General features: G+C 67.7%; 16 protein-coding genes and 1 pseudogene. 12 read left to right on the top strand and 5 right to left on the bottom strand.

Features of this window, described 5'->3' with window-relative positions:
* The first annotated feature begins 145 nt into the window (after positions 1-145).
* The 7 genes and pseudogenes from sfnG to hemG all read left to right on the top strand — a co-directional run bounded on the left by sfnG (position 146) and on the right by hemG (position 7,016).
* Complete coding sequence (sfnG, locus tag BJ988_RS19820; protein WP_179659651.1) at positions 146-1,252, top strand: dimethylsulfone monooxygenase SfnG; 1,107 nt, start codon at positions 146-148, stop codon at positions 1,250-1,252.
* Positions 1,249-2,457: an SfnB family sulfur acquisition oxidoreductase gene (locus BJ988_RS19815; RefSeq protein ID WP_179659650.1), complete on the top strand. Its 1,209-nt coding sequence runs from the start codon at positions 1,249-1,251 to the stop codon at positions 2,455-2,457. The genes sfnG and BJ988_RS19815 overlap by 4 nt, the downstream gene beginning before the upstream one ends.
* A 28-nt stretch (positions 2,458-2,485) precedes the next feature.
* A complete protein-coding gene (locus tag BJ988_RS19810; RefSeq protein WP_179659649.1) occupies positions 2,486-3,634 on the top strand; it encodes an LLM class flavin-dependent oxidoreductase in 1,149 nt (382 codons plus the stop codon).
* Between the two features lie 9 nt (positions 3,635-3,643).
* Positions 3,644-4,981 (top strand): MFS transporter, encoded by a 1,338-nt coding sequence (locus BJ988_RS19805; protein ID WP_179659648.1) that lies wholly within the window; start codon positions 3,644-3,646, stop codon positions 4,979-4,981.
* Positions 4,978-5,475, top strand: a complete 498-nt coding sequence (locus BJ988_RS19800) for a flavin reductase family protein (protein WP_179659647.1) — start codon at positions 4,978-4,980, stop codon at positions 5,473-5,475. The genes BJ988_RS19805 and BJ988_RS19800 overlap by 4 nt, the downstream gene beginning before the upstream one ends.
* A 110-nt stretch (positions 5,476-5,585) precedes the next feature.
* Positions 5,586-5,672: pseudogene (locus BJ988_RS31065) on the top strand (ribosomal protein L7/L12); the annotation flags it as partial.
* A gap of 33 nt (positions 5,673-5,705) precedes the next feature.
* Positions 5,706-7,016 (top strand): protoporphyrinogen oxidase, encoded by a 1,311-nt coding sequence (gene hemG, locus BJ988_RS19790; protein WP_179659646.1) that lies wholly within the window; start codon positions 5,706-5,708, stop codon positions 7,014-7,016.
* Between the two features lie 13 nt (positions 7,017-7,029).
* Here hemG and BJ988_RS19785 read toward each other — a convergent pair whose 3' ends face one another.
* From BJ988_RS19785 to BJ988_RS19765, 5 genes are all read right to left on the bottom strand, one after another.
* Positions 7,030-7,668: a protein TPRXL gene (locus BJ988_RS19785; RefSeq protein ID WP_179659645.1), complete on the bottom strand. Its 639-nt coding sequence runs from the start codon at positions 7,666-7,668 to the stop codon at positions 7,030-7,032.
* On the bottom strand, positions 7,661-8,302 hold the full coding sequence (locus BJ988_RS19780; RefSeq protein WP_179659644.1) for a hypothetical protein: 642 nt from the start codon (positions 8,300-8,302) through the stop codon (positions 7,661-7,663). The genes BJ988_RS19785 and BJ988_RS19780 overlap by 8 nt, the downstream gene beginning before the upstream one ends.
* Positions 8,302-9,510, bottom strand: coding sequence for a hypothetical protein (locus BJ988_RS19775; RefSeq protein ID WP_179659643.1), 1,209 nt, complete (start codon positions 9,508-9,510; stop codon positions 8,302-8,304). Before BJ988_RS19775 ends, BJ988_RS19780 begins: the two co-directional genes overlap by 1 nt.
* A 16-nt stretch (positions 9,511-9,526) precedes the next feature.
* A complete protein-coding gene (locus BJ988_RS19770; RefSeq protein ID WP_179659642.1) occupies positions 9,527-9,823 on the bottom strand; it encodes a flagellar protein FlgN in 297 nt (98 codons plus the stop codon).
* Positions 9,824-10,018: 195 nt separating this feature from the next.
* Positions 10,019-10,939 (bottom strand): alpha/beta hydrolase, encoded by a 921-nt coding sequence (locus BJ988_RS19765; RefSeq protein WP_179659641.1) that lies wholly within the window; start codon positions 10,937-10,939, stop codon positions 10,019-10,021.
* 70 nt (positions 10,940-11,009) lie between these two features.
* Here BJ988_RS19765 and hemQ point away from each other — a divergent pair, with 70 nt between their 5' ends.
* The 5 genes from hemQ to BJ988_RS19740 all read left to right on the top strand — a co-directional run bounded on the left by hemQ (position 11,010) and on the right by BJ988_RS19740 (position 17,730).
* Entirely contained in the window at positions 11,010-11,729 is a 720-nt protein-coding gene (gene hemQ, locus BJ988_RS19760) for a hydrogen peroxide-dependent heme synthase (RefSeq protein ID WP_179659640.1), read from the top strand.
* 163 nt (positions 11,730-11,892) lie between these two features.
* Positions 11,893-12,603 (top strand): WXG100-like domain-containing protein, encoded by a 711-nt coding sequence (locus BJ988_RS19755; RefSeq protein ID WP_179659639.1) that lies wholly within the window; start codon positions 11,893-11,895, stop codon positions 12,601-12,603.
* 10 nt (positions 12,604-12,613) lie between these two features.
* Complete coding sequence (locus tag BJ988_RS19750; RefSeq protein ID WP_179659638.1) at positions 12,614-16,366, top strand: RHS repeat-associated core domain-containing protein; 3,753 nt, start codon at positions 12,614-12,616, stop codon at positions 16,364-16,366.
* On the top strand, positions 16,366-16,674 hold the full coding sequence (locus BJ988_RS19745; RefSeq protein WP_179659637.1) for a hypothetical protein: 309 nt from the start codon (positions 16,366-16,368) through the stop codon (positions 16,672-16,674). The genes BJ988_RS19750 and BJ988_RS19745 overlap by 1 nt, the downstream gene beginning before the upstream one ends.
* Positions 16,675-16,791: 117 nt before the next feature.
* Entirely contained in the window at positions 16,792-17,730 is a 939-nt protein-coding gene (locus tag BJ988_RS19740) for a pentapeptide repeat-containing protein (protein ID WP_179659636.1), read from the top strand.
* The last annotated feature ends 9 nt before the right edge of the window (positions 17,731-17,739 follow it).

The raw sequence follows: 17,739 nt of genomic DNA, 5'->3' as shown, positions 1-17,739 counted from the left end.
AGCATGGCCTCTCGCCCGGACGCCGCCTGATAGGTGCCGCCTATCACGGGATCGGGTCTACCGGTGGTCCACATCGGGAGATCCGGTCCCGTCGCCTGTTTAATAAGATAAATTTAGTAGACATTAGCGATCCAAGGAGACCAGCATGACTTCACCGGCAACCGAGCCCCTGAAGTTCGCCTACTGGGTGCCCAACGTCAGTGGCGGCCTCGTGGTGAGCAAGATCGAGCAGCGCACCGACTGGAGCTACGACTACAACAAGAGGCTCGCGCAGCTGGCCGAGAACAACGGCTTCGAGTACGCCCTCTCACAGGTGCGCTACATGGCCTCCTACGGCGCGGCCTACCAACACGAGTCCACGTCGTTCTCGCTCGCGCTGCTGCTGGCGACCGAGCGGCTCAAGGTGATTGCCGCCGTACACCCGGGGCTGTGGCAGCCCGGCGTACTCGCCAAGTTCCTGGCCACCGCGGACCACATCTCCGGCGGGCGAGCGGCAGTCAACGTCGTCTCGGGCTGGTTCAAGGACGAGTTCACCCAGCTCGGCGAGCCCTGGCTCGAGCACGGCGAGCGCTACCGCCGCTCGGAGGAGTTCATCCGCTACCTCCGCGAGATCTGGACGAGCGACGCCGCCGAGCTCAACGGCGACTTCTACCGGCTGCACGACTTCGACCTGAAGCCGAAGCCGCTGGCCAGCGAGGGCCGTCCGCACCCGGAGATCTTCCAGGGCGGCAACTCCTCCGATGCCAAGGCGATGGCCGGCCGCGTCTCGGACTGGTACTTCGCCAACGGCAACACCCCCGAGGGCCTCGCCGCGCAGATCCAGGACGTCAACGCGGTCGCCGGGCCGCTGGGGCGCCGGGTCCGGTTCGGGATCAACGGCTTCATCGTCGCCCGCGACACCGAGGAGGAGGCGCGCGACACCCTCAGGGAGATCATCGACAAGGCCGACCGTGAGGCCGTCGAGGGCTTCGGGTCTGCGGTCAAGCAGGCCGGCCAGTCGACCGGCGACAAGACCGGGATGTGGCAGGACTCCGGCTTCGAGGACCTGGTCCAGTACAACGACGGCTTCCGGACCGGGCTGATCGGCACGCCCGAGCAGGTCGCCGAGCGGATCGTGGAGCTCAAGCGTGCCGGCGCCGACCTGATCCTGGCCGGCTTCCTGCACTACCTCGAGGACGTGGCGTACTTCGGTGAGCGGGTGCTGCCGATCGTGCGCGAGCTCGAGGCACAGCAGCTGGAGCACGTGGCTTGAGCACCATCGAGATCGCCCGCCTCGATGCCGAGACCGCACCGCTGGTGGCACGGCGGCTGGCCGATGAGCTCGCGCTCGGCGACGGTGCCCGCGACCGGGACCGGGCGCTGCCCCACGACCAGGTCAGGTCGTACGCCGCCGCGGGGCTCGGCGCGCTGACAGTTCCCCTCGAGTTCGGCGGTCCCGCGCTCCCGGCCGCAACGGTGGCAGAGGTGTTCCGGCTGGTCTCGTGGGGCGACCCGAACGTCGGCCAGGTGCCGCACAGCCACTTCGTCTTCCTCAACCAGCTGCGGCTGAACGGCACCCGTGAGCAGCAGCAGCGGATCTACAGCGAGGTTCGGGCAGGAGCTCTGGTCGCCAACGCGCAGTCGGAGTTCGGGACCCGGCACGGGCGGGACATCCGTACGACCCTCACACCCGCTCGGGAGGAGGGCGAGTGGCTGCTGAACGGGGAGAAGTTCTACTGCACGGGCTCGCTCTTCGCCGACTACCTCGCCGTGCTCGCCCGTCGCGAAGCCGACGGGCCGCTGACCGTGGCGTGGGTCCGCACCGAGACTCCCGGAGTCGAGATCATCGACGACTGGGACGCCGTCGGGCAGCGTACGACCGGGTCCGGCACGGTGCGGCTCGCCGATGTCTCCGTGGCGGAGGAGTGGGTGACACCGTTCGCCGTCACCTTCGAGAAACCGACTACCTACGGCGCCTTCGCGCAGCTGCTGCACGCGGCCATCGACGCCGGGATCGCTCGGCGCGCTCTCGACGAGGCATCCGAGTTCGTATGCACCAAGTCCCGTCCCTACGCCGACGCCGTCGCGCTCGCCGGGGTCGAGGCGGCCGTTCAGGACCCGCTGGTCGTCCATGCCTTCGGCGAGATGGAGCTGGCCGTACGCAGCGCCGAGGCGCTCCTCGCCGAGGCGGCGAGACGCGTGGATGAGGCCGACGCGGACCTCACCGCCGAGTCGGCCGCAGAGGCGAGCCTGGCCGTGGCGGCCGCCCGCGCGTCGACCGCCAAGGTGTCGGTGGACGTCTCCAGCCGGCTGCTCGAGGTCTCCGGCACCCGGGCCGCACTGGCAGCCACCAACCTCGACCGCCACTGGCGCAACGCGCGCACCCACACCCTCCACGACCCGGCCGCCTGGAAGGTGCAGCACCTCGGGCGGTGGGCCGTCGACGGCACGCCGCCACCACGGCACGGGCAGATCTGACACCCCCCACACCCCTTGAAAGGCAGAGATGAGCACGCTCAAGTTCCACTGGTTCCTCCCGACCAACGGCGGCGACGGCCGTCACGTGATCGGCGGCGGTCACGGCGTCAGCGCGCTGGCGTCGGGCCGTCCGGCGACGGTGCCCTACCTCGGCCAGATCGCCCGCAGCGCCGAGCAGCTCGGCTTCGAGGCGGCGCTGACGCCGACCGGCGCGTGGTGCGAGGACGCCTGGGTGACGACCGCGATGCTCAGCTCCCTCTCGGAGCGGCTGAAGTTCCTGGTCGCCTTCCGGCCCGACTCGGTCTCGCCCTACCTGGCCGCGCAGATGGCGGGCACCTTCCAGAACCTGTCGGGGCAGCGGCTGCTGCTCAACGTCGTCACGGGTGGTGAGGATCATGAGCAGCGGATGTACGGCGACTTCCTCTCCAAGGACGAGAGATATGAGCGGTGCGGGGAGTTCCTGCACATCGTCCGCCGGCTGTGGGCAGGTGAGACCGTGACCTTCTCCGGCAAGCACCTCTCGGTGGAGAACGCGCGCCTCGAGCAACGGCCGACGCCGGTCCCGGACGTCTACTTCGGCGGCTCCTCGCCTGCGGCACTGGACGTCGCCGCCGAGCATGCCGACGTCTACCTGACCTGGGGCGAGCCGCCGGCCGCGGTGGCGGAGAAGATCGCGAAGGTGCAGAAGCTGGCCGCCGACCGCGGCCGCGAGCTCCGGTTCGGGATCCGCCTGCACTCGATCGCGCGAGACACCTCCGCGGCCGCCTGGGCGGAGGCCGACCGGCTGCTGGAGAACATCTCAGACGCGGACATCGAGCGTGTCCAGGCGGGGCTGTCCCGCAGCGTCTCCGAGGGACAGCAGCGGATGCTCGAGCTCAACCAGGGCTCGCGCGACGGGCTCGAGGTCCACCCCAACCTGTGGGCCGGCATCGGGCTGGTCCGAGGCGGTGCCGGGACGGCGCTGGTCGGGTCCTACACCGAGATCGCCGATCTGATCGAGGACTACCACTCCGTCGGGATCTCGGAGTTCGTGCTCTCGGGCTACCCGCACCTGGAGGAGTCCTACTGGTTCGGCGAAGGGGTCCTGCCCGAGCTCGCCCGCCGCGGCCTGTGGTCCCACCCTGCACCTGTCGCCGGCCGAGGGGCGGCGGTGCCATTCGGTGCCGCGGCCCAGTAGGAGGCGAAGATGTCAGCCACCGCTGCCAATCCCAAACGGGTCGCGCTCGCGGCCTCGGTCGGCGCCACCATCGAGTGGTACGACTTCTTCCTCTACGGCACCGCTGCCGGCCTCGTCTTCGACAAGCTCTACTTCAACGGACTCAGCGGCACCGCCGCGACCTTCGCCTCCTTCGGCACCTTCGCCGTCGGGTTCCTGGCCCGCCCGGTCGGAGGGCTGATCTTCGGGCACTTCGGGGACCGGATCGGTCGTAAGACCATGCTGATCTGGACGCTCGTGATCATGGGCGTGGGTACGTCGCTGGTCGGGCTGCTCCCGACGTACGACTCCATTGGGGTGCTCGCCCCGATCGCGCTCGTGGTGCTGCGGATCCTGCAGGGGATCGGCGTCGGAGGCGAGTACGGGGGTGCTGTCCTGCTGGCCACCGAGTACGCCCCCGCCGGGCGCCGTGGGCTCTATGGAAGCTTCGCGCACATCGGCGTCCCGGGTGGGCTGGTGCTCGCCTCGGGGGCGTTCGCGGTGGCCTCGCAGCTGCCGGACGAGGCGTTCCTGGCGTGGGGCTGGCGGGTCTGCTTCCTGATCTCGATCGTGCTGCTCGCCATCGGCGCCTGGATCCGGCTCGCGATCATGGAGACGCCGTCGTTCCAGGAGGTCCAGGCGGAGAAGAAGGTCTCCAAGCTGCCGGTCGCCGAGCTCTTCCGGCGGCAGCCGCGCACGCTTCTGCTCGGGATGGGCACGCGGTTCGTGGAGGGGTTCACCTACAACCTCTACTCGGTCTTCCTGCTCTCCTACGCGGTGGCGGACGCCGGTCTGAGCCGGTCGGTGGTGCTCAACGCGATCATGGCCGGCGCGCTGGTGGGCGTGGGAACGACGGTCGTCGCCGGGGCGCTGAGCGACCGGTTCGGCCGACGACCGGTTTATACGGTCGGTGCCCTGCTCGGGCTGCTGATCGCCTTCCCGGCCGCGGCCGCGGTGCAGTCGGGGGCGGTGGTGCCGTCGGTGGCGGCGTTCGTCGGCGGCCTCGGCCTGGTCTACGGCACCGTCTACGGGCCGTTGGCGGCATTCTGGAGCGAGCTCTTCGACACGCGCTACCGGTTCTCCGCGCTCAACGCCCTCTACCAGATCTCCGGAGTGGTGGCCTCGGGGCTGACGCCGTTGATCGCGGCTGCCCTGGTGGCGCTCTCCGACGACCGCTCGCTGTGGTGGGTCGCCGGCTACAACGTCGTGGTCGCCGTGATCAGTCTGACCTGCATGTGGCTGCTGCCGGAGACTCGTGGCGAGAGGCTGCGGGACACGGCGGTGGACGAGGCGCGGGCAGTGCCCGCGCGATCGGTGGTGGCACGATGACCAGTCCGCTGCGTACGAACCAGGATCTCGACCCGGCCGCGCTGCGGCAGGCCTTCGGGGTCTTCCCCAGCGGGGTGGTGGCGGTCGCCGCGGTCGTCGACCACCGCCCGGTCGGGCTGGCCGCGTCCTCGTTCACCTCGGTGTCCCTGGATCCGCCGCTGGTCTCCTTCTCGGTGGCCAACACCTCGAAGACGTGGCCCGACCTGCGGCGCTCCGCGCACCTGGGTGTCACCGTCCTCGCCGAGCACCACGGCGAGGTCTGCCGCCAGCTCGCCGGTCCGGTCGAGTCGCGATTCGACGGCCTCGTGGTGAGCTCGTCCGGTGATGGTGCGCTCACCCTGGACGAGGGCCTGGCCCAGTTCGACTGCACCATCTACCGCGAGGTCGAGGCAGGCGACCACATCGTCGTACTCCTCCGTCTCCACGCCGCCGACCACGGCGCCGGCCAGCCGCTGGTCTTCCACCGCTCCAACTTCGGGAAGCTGGCCGGCTGACCGCACCCCAGCCGAGGCGTCACCTACGTCGGCCGAGACGTCACCTACGTCGGCCGAGATGACACGCCGGTGCCAACTCGGCCGACGGGAGTGACGCCTCGGCACCTGGCAAGAAGATCGAGGCGATCAAGGTGTACCGGGAGGCGACCGGCGCCGGGCTGGCCGAGGCGAAGGAAGCGGTCGAGTGGCTCACCTGACCCCGGTGATCACCCGGGTGCGAGACTTCTCCTGTGCGTGTCATCGTTGTCGGAGCGGGGATCGCCGGGCTGACCGCGGCCCGCGATCTGTCCCTGAAGGGCCACCGGGTCACGGTGCTGGAGGCCTCTGACCGTGTCGGCGGAAAGATCCGCGGAGAGTCGGTCGCCGGGCGGACGGTCGACGTCGGGGCCGAGGCGATGCTCAACCGTCGGCCCGAAGGGGTCTCGCTCGCCCAAGAGCTCGGGCTCGAGGTGGTGCACCCCACGGATGCCAAGTCGTCGATCTGGTCGCGTGGGGCGCTGCGGCCGATCCCGCGCTCGATCATGGGAGTGCCACTCGACCTGGCCGCGCTGGAGGCGTCCGGTGTCCTCTCCGAGGAGACCCTGGAGGTCGTACGCCGCGAACCCACCCTTCCACCCGCCAAGACCGATGAGGACATCTCCGTCGGCGACTTCATCGCGTCCCGGTTCGGGGACGAGACGGCCGACCGGCTGGCAGACCCGTTGCTGGCGGGGGTCTACGCCGGCCACGCCCGCGCGATCTCGGTGAAGGCGGCCGCACCGCAGCTGTTCATGCTGGCCGAGAAGGGGTCGCTGCTGGAGGCCGCAGCAGCGCTCCCGAACTCGACCGTCCCGGTGTTCGCCGGGATCAAGGGTGGGATGTCAGGGCTGCCCGAGGCGCTCGCCGAGGGACTGGACGTCCGGCTCGACACCCCTGTCGACATGGTCACGCGCACGCTGCAGGGCTTCCTGGTCGAGATCGGCGACGAGGTCGAAGCGGCCGACGCCGTGGTGGTCGCCACTCCTGCACCGGTCGCCGCGAGGCTGCTCCGCTCGACCGCCCCGTCGGTCGCCCGCGAGCTGTCCGGGATCGAGACCGCGAGCGTGGCCGTGGTGACCTTCGCCTTCCCCGAGCTGCCGGCCTCGTTGGCCGGCAAGTCCGGATTCCTGGTCCCGCCCGTCGAGGAGTGCGCGATCAAGGCCTCCACCTTCTCCTTCGCCAAGTGGGCATGGGTGGGGGAGCGCGGCAACTACCTGCGTACGTCCATCGGGCGCCACGGCGAGCCGCCCGCGGACGACGACGACCGCCTGGTCGCCGACTCCCTGGCCGCCCTCGAGCGGATCGCCGGCATCACCGCGAAGCCCACCGACGTGCACGTCCAGCGCTGGACCGACGCGCTCCCGCAGTATCCCGTCGGCCACCTCGACCGCGTCGCCCGCATCCGGCAGGGCCTTCGGGCCGTCCCAGGCCTCGCTCTCGCCGGGGCCTCCTACGACGGCGTCGGCATCCCCGCCACGATCGGTTCGGCCCATCGAGCGGCCACGGAACTGACGCGCGGCTGACGCGGATGCTTTCTCAGGCCGCCGGCACCCACCGCAGCGTCGAGACGCAGACGTCCAGCGCCAGCTTCCATGCCACGAACTTCTCGTCGGTCGCCGCCATCTCCATCGGCCGCGCCAGGGTGGCGGTGAGCTGAAGCCCCCGGCGCCGTTTCGAGCCAGGGATCGGGGTCATGTAGACGATCGAGGTCACGACAATGGGCTCGTCGCCCTCGGCGGTTCGGGTCGACTCGCGCTCGTATCGGATGAACCGCTTGTCGCCGAACAGCGGCTTGGCGCCGTGGTCACGGATCATCCCGGCGACGTGGGTGTCGAGAGTCCCACCGCCGTGGGCGTGGAACGTCGTCGCGACGATCGCCGCCGGGATGATGGCGAGACTGTCGGTCTGGGCGGTCGCGGCGAAGTAGGCCTTGACCTGCTGCTGCTTCATGAGCGTGTACGCCTGATCGAGCTGCGCCCGCATGGAGGCATGGAGCTCGGGCCGGTTGATGCTCATGAAGCGCTTCTTCAGCGCCGCGTCCATCGCGGTCCGGTCGGCCTCATCTGGGGAGTGTCGTTCCCAGCCGGGGAGGAGCCTCAGCTTGAAATCCGGGTCCTTGGCGCCACCGAGCACCTCGCGTAGCGAGGACTGCGGGGCGGGTGCTGTCTCAGACAAAGGACGAGTCCTCCCATATGTCGAACGGGTCGCTCGTCACGCCGGGGACCGGCTGTGCCGAGAAGGGTGTGCCATCGGGGCCGAAGACCTCGAGCTCCGCGAGCAAGAGCGGCATCTCAGCGAAGGTGAGACCGAAGATCTCGGGTCCGCCTGCCTCGACCACGACCATCACGCTGATCTCCTGCGTCGAGAAGACGAAGATGCCGGTGAGGAACTCGACGGTCTCACCGTCGATCTCGCCGGTCTTGGACGCGAGACATCGCAGTCCGGGACCAAGAGCAGCACCCGCGTACGCATCGACATCGAAGCCCTGCTGCCGCCACTCCTCGGGTGAGGTCGGCTCGCCGCCCCCGAGTACGACCCGCACCCGGCTGACGACGGGCGCGGGCAGCGGCCAGTGGAGCATCGAGGCCATCGTCCCGGGGTGGAGGTCGCTGGCGAGGTGGTGGGCGAGCAGGGCACGCGCGCCGGGGTAGACCTCGTCGCTCCACTCGCCGTCCCAGGTGTCGAGGAGCGTGTCGAGCACGCCCTCGACCCAGGTCTCCGCACCTGTGGCGTCGACCTCGCCCGCGTTCGGGACCAGGATCCATCGCTCTGACGGCTGGGCGATCTCAGCTTGCCATGTCTCCGGCATCATCCCTCCGAGGGCTGTGCGCTCTGCTGGTCATTGATACGCCGCTCGTTCAGCCCCTGGCTCGTCGAGGTGGTGCCGTACCACTCGCCTGCCCACTTCCCCAGTCCGCTGAGCCCGTCGAAGGCAGCCCCGACCTTTTCGCCCCAGGCCCCTGTGCGCATCGACCCGTAGAGGGCCATCCCGGTAGCGATGTCGGAGCCGCTCATAATGCCCACGGGAATGTCCTTTGGGGGTTTGAACGGGTTGGCCATCCAAGCAGCCCTGGTGCGGGGGACGTCCCTAAAGCCGGTGGAGATGGAGAGAGCGGTCTTGAACTTGGCGCCGAACGTGACATTCACGGGAGGTGGGTTCAGTGGCGCCGCTCGTTTCAGAGCAAAGTTTCGGTAGCCTCGTCCGGCTGCGCCGGCGGTTTTTCCGCCGGAGGCGGCACCCTTTCCCAGCTGGCCCCAGGCCTTGCCGATCTGACCGAGCTTTCCGAAGGGGAGAATCGCGACGACCGCTAGGAGCACATCCGTGACCGTGGCCTTGCCGGCTGACGCCTGGACGATCTTCCCGATCAGCACCAAGGCTCCGAGGGCGAATCCGATGACGGCGACGATGCCACCGAGGAAGAGTCCGGCGAGCATGAACACCATGGCGATGACCTCGAGAATCTTGATGAGGAAACCGAAGATCTCCCAGAAGCCATCCTTGATGCTGCCGGCCATCTCGTTGCCGATGCCGTTGACCGCGAGGTCGTAGGCGTCTTCCCAGGTGTCGTACTGGGCGTCCCAGCTCTCCGCGTCGTCATGCCATTCGTCGTACGCGGCTTTCTTCGCCTGCCCCTCGGCGTCGTCCTCGTCGCGGTCTCCCGGAAGCCCCTCGTAGGTGGTCCACTTGTCCGTGCAGGACTCGACCAACGGTCCCATCTTGGTTTGGAGCTCCCCGAGACTCTGACCGTACGCCGCGATCAGTGGCCCGACGGGCGTGTACAGCTCGCTGGCCTCCCGCAACGTCTCGTAGGAGGACCCGATCTTGTCCTGAAGCTCAGCGACGGCCTTTCCCTGCATCTGGCCGTCGGCCAGCTCGCTGGTGGCGATTTGCTCGAGGACGTTGGCCGCCTCGGACATCTGCTCGCCGAGCTCCTCGATCTTGTTCCCGCGCGCGACGATCACCGCAGAGTCGCCGGTGACGGGTTGGATCTCCCGACCCTTGGGTGACTGATCCATGACTCACTCCATCCGTCTATTTCTGCTGGAACAGGAGAGCTGTCTCGCTGTCCCAGTTCTGGAAGCCCTCGACGACGCCCTTGATGTGGTCTCGCACCTTGGATAGCTCGTCCTTGAGATCCTTGCGCTTCATGTCCCAGCGCTGTTCGAAGTCGTCGGCCTGACTGCGCAGCTCGCCGCGGTGGAACGGGTTCCCGATGGCGCCTTCGAGCGCGTCGGAGTTGCCGACCGCGTGGTCGAACTCGTCGATGATCGACTCCAGCTTCTTGACCGTCTGATCAAGGATGTCGATCTTGATGGAGACGTCTGGCACGTAGCTACGCCTTTCCGGTGTGCGCAGGCTCGCCGAGGAGACGCGAGAGCGCTCTCAGCCGCAGGCGAGTTGGGGGATCGAGGTGGCACACGACCCGAGAAACCTGGCGATGGACACCCAAGTGGAACGTTACAACACGGCCTGGCGCGGAGGGTTAACAAACTCCCAATCGAACGTTGAGAGCTGTTGATGATTTCACCGTAGGAACGCGATGATCCCGTCGAGCGCCTCGGCGGCGGCCGGGGCGACCCCGGGCAGCGCCATGAACCCGTGGAACGCTGTGTCGTAGTCGACGAGCGAGACCGGTGTGCCGGCCGCGCGGAGCGCATCGGCGTACCGGGTGCCGTGGTCACGGATCGGGTCGTGCAGCGCGGTGATGATGTGGGCCGGCGGCAGGTCGGCATGCGACGCGGCACGCAGGGGAGAGGCCTGCCAGGACTCGTCCCCGTAGCGCTCGCCCATGTAGAGGTGGCCGAAGGTGCTCATCTGCGTCGAGGTGAGCACCGGCCCGTTGGCGTTGGCCGCCTCGGAGGGGAACTTCTCGTACATCTCCACCGCCGGGTAGATCAGCACCTGCGCACCGATCGCGGGCCCGCCGGCGTCACGTGCCATCAGCGAGACCACAGCCGCCAGGTTTCCGCCGGCGCTGTCGCCCATCACGGCGAGCCGAGCCGGGTCTCCGCCCAGGTCGGCGGCGTTCTTCGCGACCCATTCCACTGCCACCCAGGCGTCCTCGACGGCTGCCGGAAACGGATTCTCCGGCGCCAGCCGGTACGACGGCGCGATCACGATCGACCCGGTCCCCGCGGCCACGTGCGAGGAGACCCACGCGCTCTGCTCCGGGGTCCCGAGGCACCAGCCACCGCCGTGGAAGTTGATGACGACCGGCGCAGGCCCGCTGAGGTCGCGCGGGGTGTAGATCGCGAACCGGCGCCCGTCGACGTACGTCTCCTTGATCTCCACGTCCGCGGGCCGGCCGAAGAGGAACGCGGTGACCGGTCCGGTCCGGAGCCCCTCGCGCTGGGCGCGCAGGGCGACCATCTCCTCAGCGTTCAGCGGTGTCTTGACCAGGCGCTCCTGGAGGAAGGCGAAGACGCGGGTACGCAGCGGCAGCATGCCCACACCATAGAGGCCGGAGACAGAGCCCGGCGGGGGTCGGCGACCGGCGGTAGCGCAAAATGGGGGCATGACCGATCCGCAGGCCGACATCAAGTCCAACGCAGCCAAGATCAACGAGCTCAACGAGACCATCCGCTACACGATGTGGTCGGTCTTCTCCCTCGAGGAGACCCTCGGTGACGCCGACCGCAAGGCCGAGGCCGTCGAGGTCGAGGAGCTCTTCGCAGCCCTCGCCGGCGAGGACATCGTGGTGCGTGGCACCTACGACGTGGCCGGCCTGCGCGCCGACGCCGACGTGATGTTCTGGCTGCACGCCGACTCCTCCGACAAGCTGCAGTCGGCCTACCACCGGCTCCGCCGCACCGCTTTCGGTGGCCGGCTCGTCCCGGTCTGGTCGCAGATGGCGCTGCACCGCCCCGCGGAGTTCAACCGGAGCCACCTGCCGGCGTTCCTCGCCGACGAGCGCACCCACGACTACGTCGCGGTCTACCCGTTCATCCGCTCCTACGAGTGGTATCTCCTCGACGACAAGGAGCGCCGCCGCCTCCTCGCCGAGCACGGCCAGATGGCGCGCGACTACCCCGACGTGCGGGCCAACACCGTCCCCTCCTTCGCTCTCGGCGACTACGAGTGGATGCTCGCCTTCGAGGCCGACGACCTCTCCCGCATCGTCGACCTGATGCGTCACCTGCGTGGGTCGGAGACCCGCCGCCACGTACGCGAGGAGGTGCCGTTCTACACCGGTGCCCGCGTCGAGATCGGGGATCTCCTGGAGCGCCTGCCCTGACACCTGGTTGACCCGGTCGGAACATCTCGGTAATTCACTGTCCGGCCTCGTGCGGTCTCCACTAGCCTCGTGCGTCGCGGTGGCTCCTGCTCGGGTTCGTGTGCCGATCCCGTCACGGGCTGCTGACATGTCCGCATGACGCTGGGAGGGCTGAGACGTGGGGATGACCATCCCAGGGGAGCTGGACTTCGTACTCGACCTGCTCGGCTACGAGTGGCCGAACGTCAACGAAGACGCGGTCCGCGATGCCGCGCAGCTGCTGCGCGGTCTGGAGTCGAACCTTCGCGGCACACTCGATGAGCTGGAGATCCGGGTCAACGAGCTCGGCGGCGGCGGTGCCGAGGCGCAGTCGGTGAACGCGCTGATCAGGGCGTGGACCGATAACCGCACGGCCAACATGGACGGGGTGCTCGACGCGCTGCCCGGAGTCGCAGCGGGGATCGACCTCGCCGCTGATGCGGTCGTCGGGCTGAAGGTGAAGGTGATCGCCGAGCTGACGATCACCGCTGCGCAGATCGCGGCCGCGGCGGCGACCGCTGTGGTCACGGCCGGCCTCAGCGTGGCCGGCAACGCAGCGATCATCGCCATTCGAAAGAAGGCGCTCGACATCGCCACCGACATGGCGGTGGAAGAGGTGATCGGTCAGGTCGCGAGCATGGTGATCGAACCGCTGACCGGAACGATCACCGAGCTGGCCATGGCGGTCGCAGATGCTCCGATCGTGACCGACGGCGAGGCGACCGCGGCGACCAAGCTCAGCTACGACCTGATGGAGCAGATCGCCTCGGCCCTCAGCGACTGCGGCGCCGATCAGTACGACCTGTGCGCAACGTTCGCGGCCGAAGTGTCCGCCCTGCCGTTCTTCGAGTCCTAGGAGACCTTCGATGGCCAGAAAGATGGATGACGTCGTCGAGGAGCTCCGCGAGGCGGCGACCAAGACTGTCAGCGACGTCGGACAGGCGTTGAAGAAGAATGCCGACGATGTCGCCGACGGGATCCGGAAGCAGGCGGAAGCTCGCCGCGACCTGGACAGCGATATGGCCAGGTCCGGCTCCGACAAGCCCGGTCGGACCGACAGCTTGCCCTCGGACAAGAGCGGTACGAACAAAGACGGAAGCCGTGACCAGCAAGGTTGTGGTGACCCGGTCGACGTGGCCACGGGCGCAGTTTTTCTGCAGCAGACCGACCTGACGCTCCCGGGTGACCTCCCGCTGATCCTGAGCCGGAAGCATTCGAGCGACTGGACCTATGGTCATTGGTTCGGTCCCTCATGGTCCTCCACTTTCGACGAGCGGATCGATGTCCACACCGATGTGGTTGGTCGGCGTTCAGCGGTCGTGGTGGCTGCTGACACCAGAGCGCACGTCTTCAAGAACCTGACGGCCGGCCAGGACGCCCGACCGGTCGCGGGTGGGGCACTGCGGCTTCACGTCAGCGAGGCCGGCGAATACCGTCTGCTCGACGCGGCGACCGGGGAGACCCGCCACTACACCCCCAGCGATGCGGGTGGCACCGCTTGGCTGACGTCGATCACGAACGCCTCGGGCGATTGGATCCGGTTCGCTCGTGACGAGCAGGGTGCGCCCGCGGAGGTCACCCACAGTTCCGGGTATCGCGTGCAGGTGGCCACGGCCGGGCACCGGATCACCGGTCTGAGCGTGACCCGTCCTGACGGCAGCGACCCGATGCAGGTGAAGGGCTACCGCTACGACGATCACGGCGACCTGGTCGGGATCCTCAATGACTCCGGTGTGGAGTTGGAGTTCGGCTACGAACACCACCGCATCACCCGGTGGGTCGACCGCAATGGGACCTTCTACGACTATGTCTACGACGCCCAGGGCCGCTGTGTGAGCCAGGGTGGCTCCGATGGGGTCATGCGCAACACCTTCGAATATGGCGAGCCCAACGCGAGCGGTCTGCGTGAGACTCGGGTCACCGACTCGCGCGAGCTCACCACGACGTTCAAGATCAATGCCCGCTTCCAGGTTATCGCCACGATCGACCCGCTCGGCGGCGCGACCCGCTCCGAGTGGAGCGAGCAGAACCGGCTGCTAGCGCGGACGGACGCGCTTGGACGGCGGACCACCTTCGGTTACGACGCAGCCGGGAACCTCACCATGGTGACCCGTCCTGATGGCAGCCAGGCGATCATGGAGTGGGTCGACACGATCGCCGGGCCGCGTCTTGCGCGTCAGGTCCTGCCTGATGGATCAGCGACGACGTTCGGCTACGACGACGCCGGCCGACGCACCTCGATCACCGATGCGACCGGGGATACCACGGCGTTCGGTTACGACGGCGATGGGCACCTGGCCACAATCATCGATGCGCTCGGTCGGGTGCGCAGCATCGAGAACGACCCGGCTGGTCTGCCGTGGCGGGTGGTCGAGCCCGACGGAGCAGTCAATGAGTTCTACCGCGATCACTTCGGCCGAGTTATTGCCAGCACGGATGCACTGGGTGCACGCACGGAATACTCCTGGACAGTGGGAGGCGAACTCGCCTCCCGTCGACTCCCTGACGGCTCTACCGAGTCCTGGACGTACGACAGCGAGGGCAATCCAGCCTCCTACACCGACCCGGTCGGACACACCACCACGACCACGTTTACCCACTTCGACATGCCCGCCGAGGTCACCACCCCCGATGGGTCGACCACGCTGTACGCCTACGACCCCGAGTTGCGCCTGACTAGCGTCACCAACCCGCGAGGTGAGTCCTGGCTTTATACCTACGACGAAGCGGGCCGCCTCCGGACAGAGACCGACTACAACGGGTCCACGTTGGCATACGAGTACGACGCCGCTGGGCAGGTCACCGGTCGCATCAACGGCGTCGGCCAGCGGATGCACTTCGCCTACGACGAACTGGGTAACGTCGTGCGCAGCGACGCCGATGGGATCACCACTGAGCTGGCCTACGACCCGGTGGGTAGGCTGCTGCGGGCCGCCGGCCCTGAGGTTGACCTGGTGCTGCGACGTGACCCGCTCGGTCGTGTGCTGGCCGAGTCAGTCAACGGTCGCACCGTCACCACCGCGTACGACGCCATCGGGCGCCCGGAATACAGGGTCACCCCAGCAGGTGTGGAGACCACGTGGGCCTACGGGATGGGAGCGGAGCCGGAGTCTGTGACCTTCGCGGGTCAGCAGATCACCTTCGAGCGCGACGTCGCCGGCCGCGAGACCAGGCGTAGCGCCGGCGCTCTGGTGCTCGAGCAGACCTGGGATCTGCTGGGGCAGCCGCTGACTCAGAGGTTGAACCGCACCTCTGTTGACCTAGGTGCGGGGCCTGGCGCCTCAAGGCCGTCCGATGTGCTCCAGGAGCGCACGTACACCTACGAGTCCGCTGGCCGGCTCGTCGGTGTTGAAGACCGCCTCACCGGCGCTCGCCGATTCGAACTCGACCTCGCCGATCGGATCACGACGGTTGCACTCGATGGCTCGAGGTCAGAGCGCTATGCATACGACCCGCTCGGCAACATCACTAGCGCGGCCACGGGTGGAGACGATGCAGAACGTCGTGAGTACACGGGCACGTTGCTCACTCGTTCCGGCCGGGATCGATACTCCTACGACGGGCAGGGCCGCCTGACGAGGCACACCCGCACCAGGATCTCCCAAAAAGCTGAAACCTGGCTCTACGAATGGGATGCCGAAGACCACCTGACCACGCTTCGCACCCCCGACGGAACGGTCTGGTCCTATCTGTACGACGCCCTCGGTCGTCGCGTTGCCAAGCGCCGCCACGCCTCCGATGGCACAGTCGCCGAGACCACGCACTTTGCGTGGGCAGGGAGCACTCTCCTCGAGCAGACTGGCTCCGGTGGAGATACTGGTGGTGACACTCTTTCCTGGACGTACCAAGGCTACGAACCGCTGGCCCAGGTCGAGCTTCGCGGCGAGGTGGGCGACGAGCTCTCCCAAGCCGATGTCGATGCCCGCTTCTACTCGATCGTCACAGATCTTGCTGGCGCGCCCGCAGAATTGGTCACACCCGACGGTGACCTTCATTGGCACGCCCAACGCACCATCTGGGGAGCTGGCGATGAGGAATCGCCGACACCTCTTCGGTTTGCCGGGCAGTACGCCGATGCCGAGAGCGGCCTTCACTACAACCACCACCGCTACTACGACCCCAGAACTGGGCGCTATCTCAGCCAGGACCCGCTCGGCCTCGCGCCCGCTCCGAACCCAAACAACTACGTCCACAATCCGACCACCTGGTCCGACCCCGCAGGGCTCCAGGGGGAGGAATGCAGGGACGTGGTCTATAGAAACCTACGTGACGACGAGGATCCGTCTCGTGGCCTTGATGCAAAGAACCCGGATGCCACCTACAAGCCTTCTGGGCACGTACTGCACGGCAGCAAGCCGACCTGGAGATCACAGTTCATCTCGACGACCCGGAGTCGACAGGTGGCGCTGGAGTCCCAATGGGCAAGTGAGTGCGTCGTTGCGATCGATCTCAGCAAGCTGGATCCATCGCAGATCTTCGACCTTTCAACCGACGCTGGGCGAAACACGCATGACATCCGCGGGTTCACAGCGATCAACCGAACGAAGTCTTCGCAGGAGGTCCTGCTCACCGGGCACATCCCTGCTGAGGCTATAACCTGGGTACGTGGAGGACCGTGATGACTGACAAGACCCCAACAGACCAGCTCTTCGAGGCATGGGCAGCCTTCGACACCTCCCTCTGGGAGGGAAACGGTCTGAATCCGGACGCCCTGGAATCTGTGAAGGCCGCTCTTGCAGCTCTCAAGGATGAGTGGTCAGCGCAGGAGCGAGTGCCCAAGTCTGTCGCTGCCCTGCTGATTGAGATGTTCCCGGCGACCGAGGCGAATGCCGCCGCATACCGAGAGCGCGGCAGTTCGCAGGCATCGCAGATCGACGAAGCAGCGTATGAGCTACAACAACTGATCGCAGACGCTCTTCTGGAGTGAACCGCGTTTTCAGTCGCACGTAGGGTCCACCTTTATCTCGGGCGTTGAGGTTGGGGCGATGATGATGCCTTGCACATGCTGGGCCGACACCAGATATACGCGAGCTGGACGCTCCACGTGAGTAGGACGCAGGTCACGCAGCGCTGGAAGGATCAGCCTGGGCTGGCCGCGGCTGCTGTGCGCTGGCTGTCGGACACGGCGGCGCCGCTGCCGGAGGGCATCGGGACGCTCGACGGGCGCGTCGATCTGCGTGGCCTGCCGACGTTTCCTGCGGGTGACGTGCGCGAGCTGCGGGGCGTGCGCTGGAGCGGTCTCGACCTGACGTACGCAGATCTTTCGGGTCTGTGGTTCTTCGACGTCGTGGTCGAGGACTGCATCCTCGACCAGACGAGCCTGAAGAACTCCCGTCTGCTGGGGGTCGAGTGCAGTCGGACGAGCCTCGTCGGTGCTGATCTGCACCAGGCCACCGTGGGCGGAGCGACGGCCGACTCGTGGCCAACGTGGATCGACGTCGACTTCAGCAAGGCCAAGCTCGGTCGTCGGATGTGGTCCGGGGTCGCGATCACCGGGTGCACCTTCACCGACACCAAGATGAAGGGCACCGAGTTCTACCGTTGCTCGATCAGCGACACGACGTTCGCCACCGACCTGAGCGAGGTGATCTTCGACGGCAAGCGCTCGGGTCTGGCACGCGACCTGCCGTTCCCCGAGCAGGAGTCGGTCGCGATGCGGCGGGTGGACCTTTCGCGGAGCAGGCTGATGTTCACCGGCTTCCGCACGTGCACGATGGCGGACGTGTCGTGGCCAGAGGATCCGCACGTTCGGGTGATCTTGGAGCCGGCCGACGTGGTCGAGAAGGCAGCCGGCTGGCTGGAGGCCCAGGACGGCCGCGGCAGCAGCGGCGCCGCGAAGGGGCTCCGTCGGCTGATGGACGAGGTGAACGTGCTGCTACCCGACGGGACACCGTTCGTCGTCGTCAATCTTGCCGAGTGGGAGCAACCGTACGCCGTCGACATGGAGGCCGCGCTCTTCGGCGAGGGGCAGCGCCCGAGGTGACGCAGGTCG

The sequence above is a fragment of the Nocardioides panzhihuensis genome, assembly GCF_013408335.1.
Classification (GTDB): domain Bacteria; phylum Actinomycetota; class Actinomycetes; order Propionibacteriales; family Nocardioidaceae; genus Nocardioides; species Nocardioides panzhihuensis.
The sequence above is the reverse complement of the archived record's forward strand: the minus strand, read 5'-3'. Positions and strand labels throughout refer to the sequence as shown.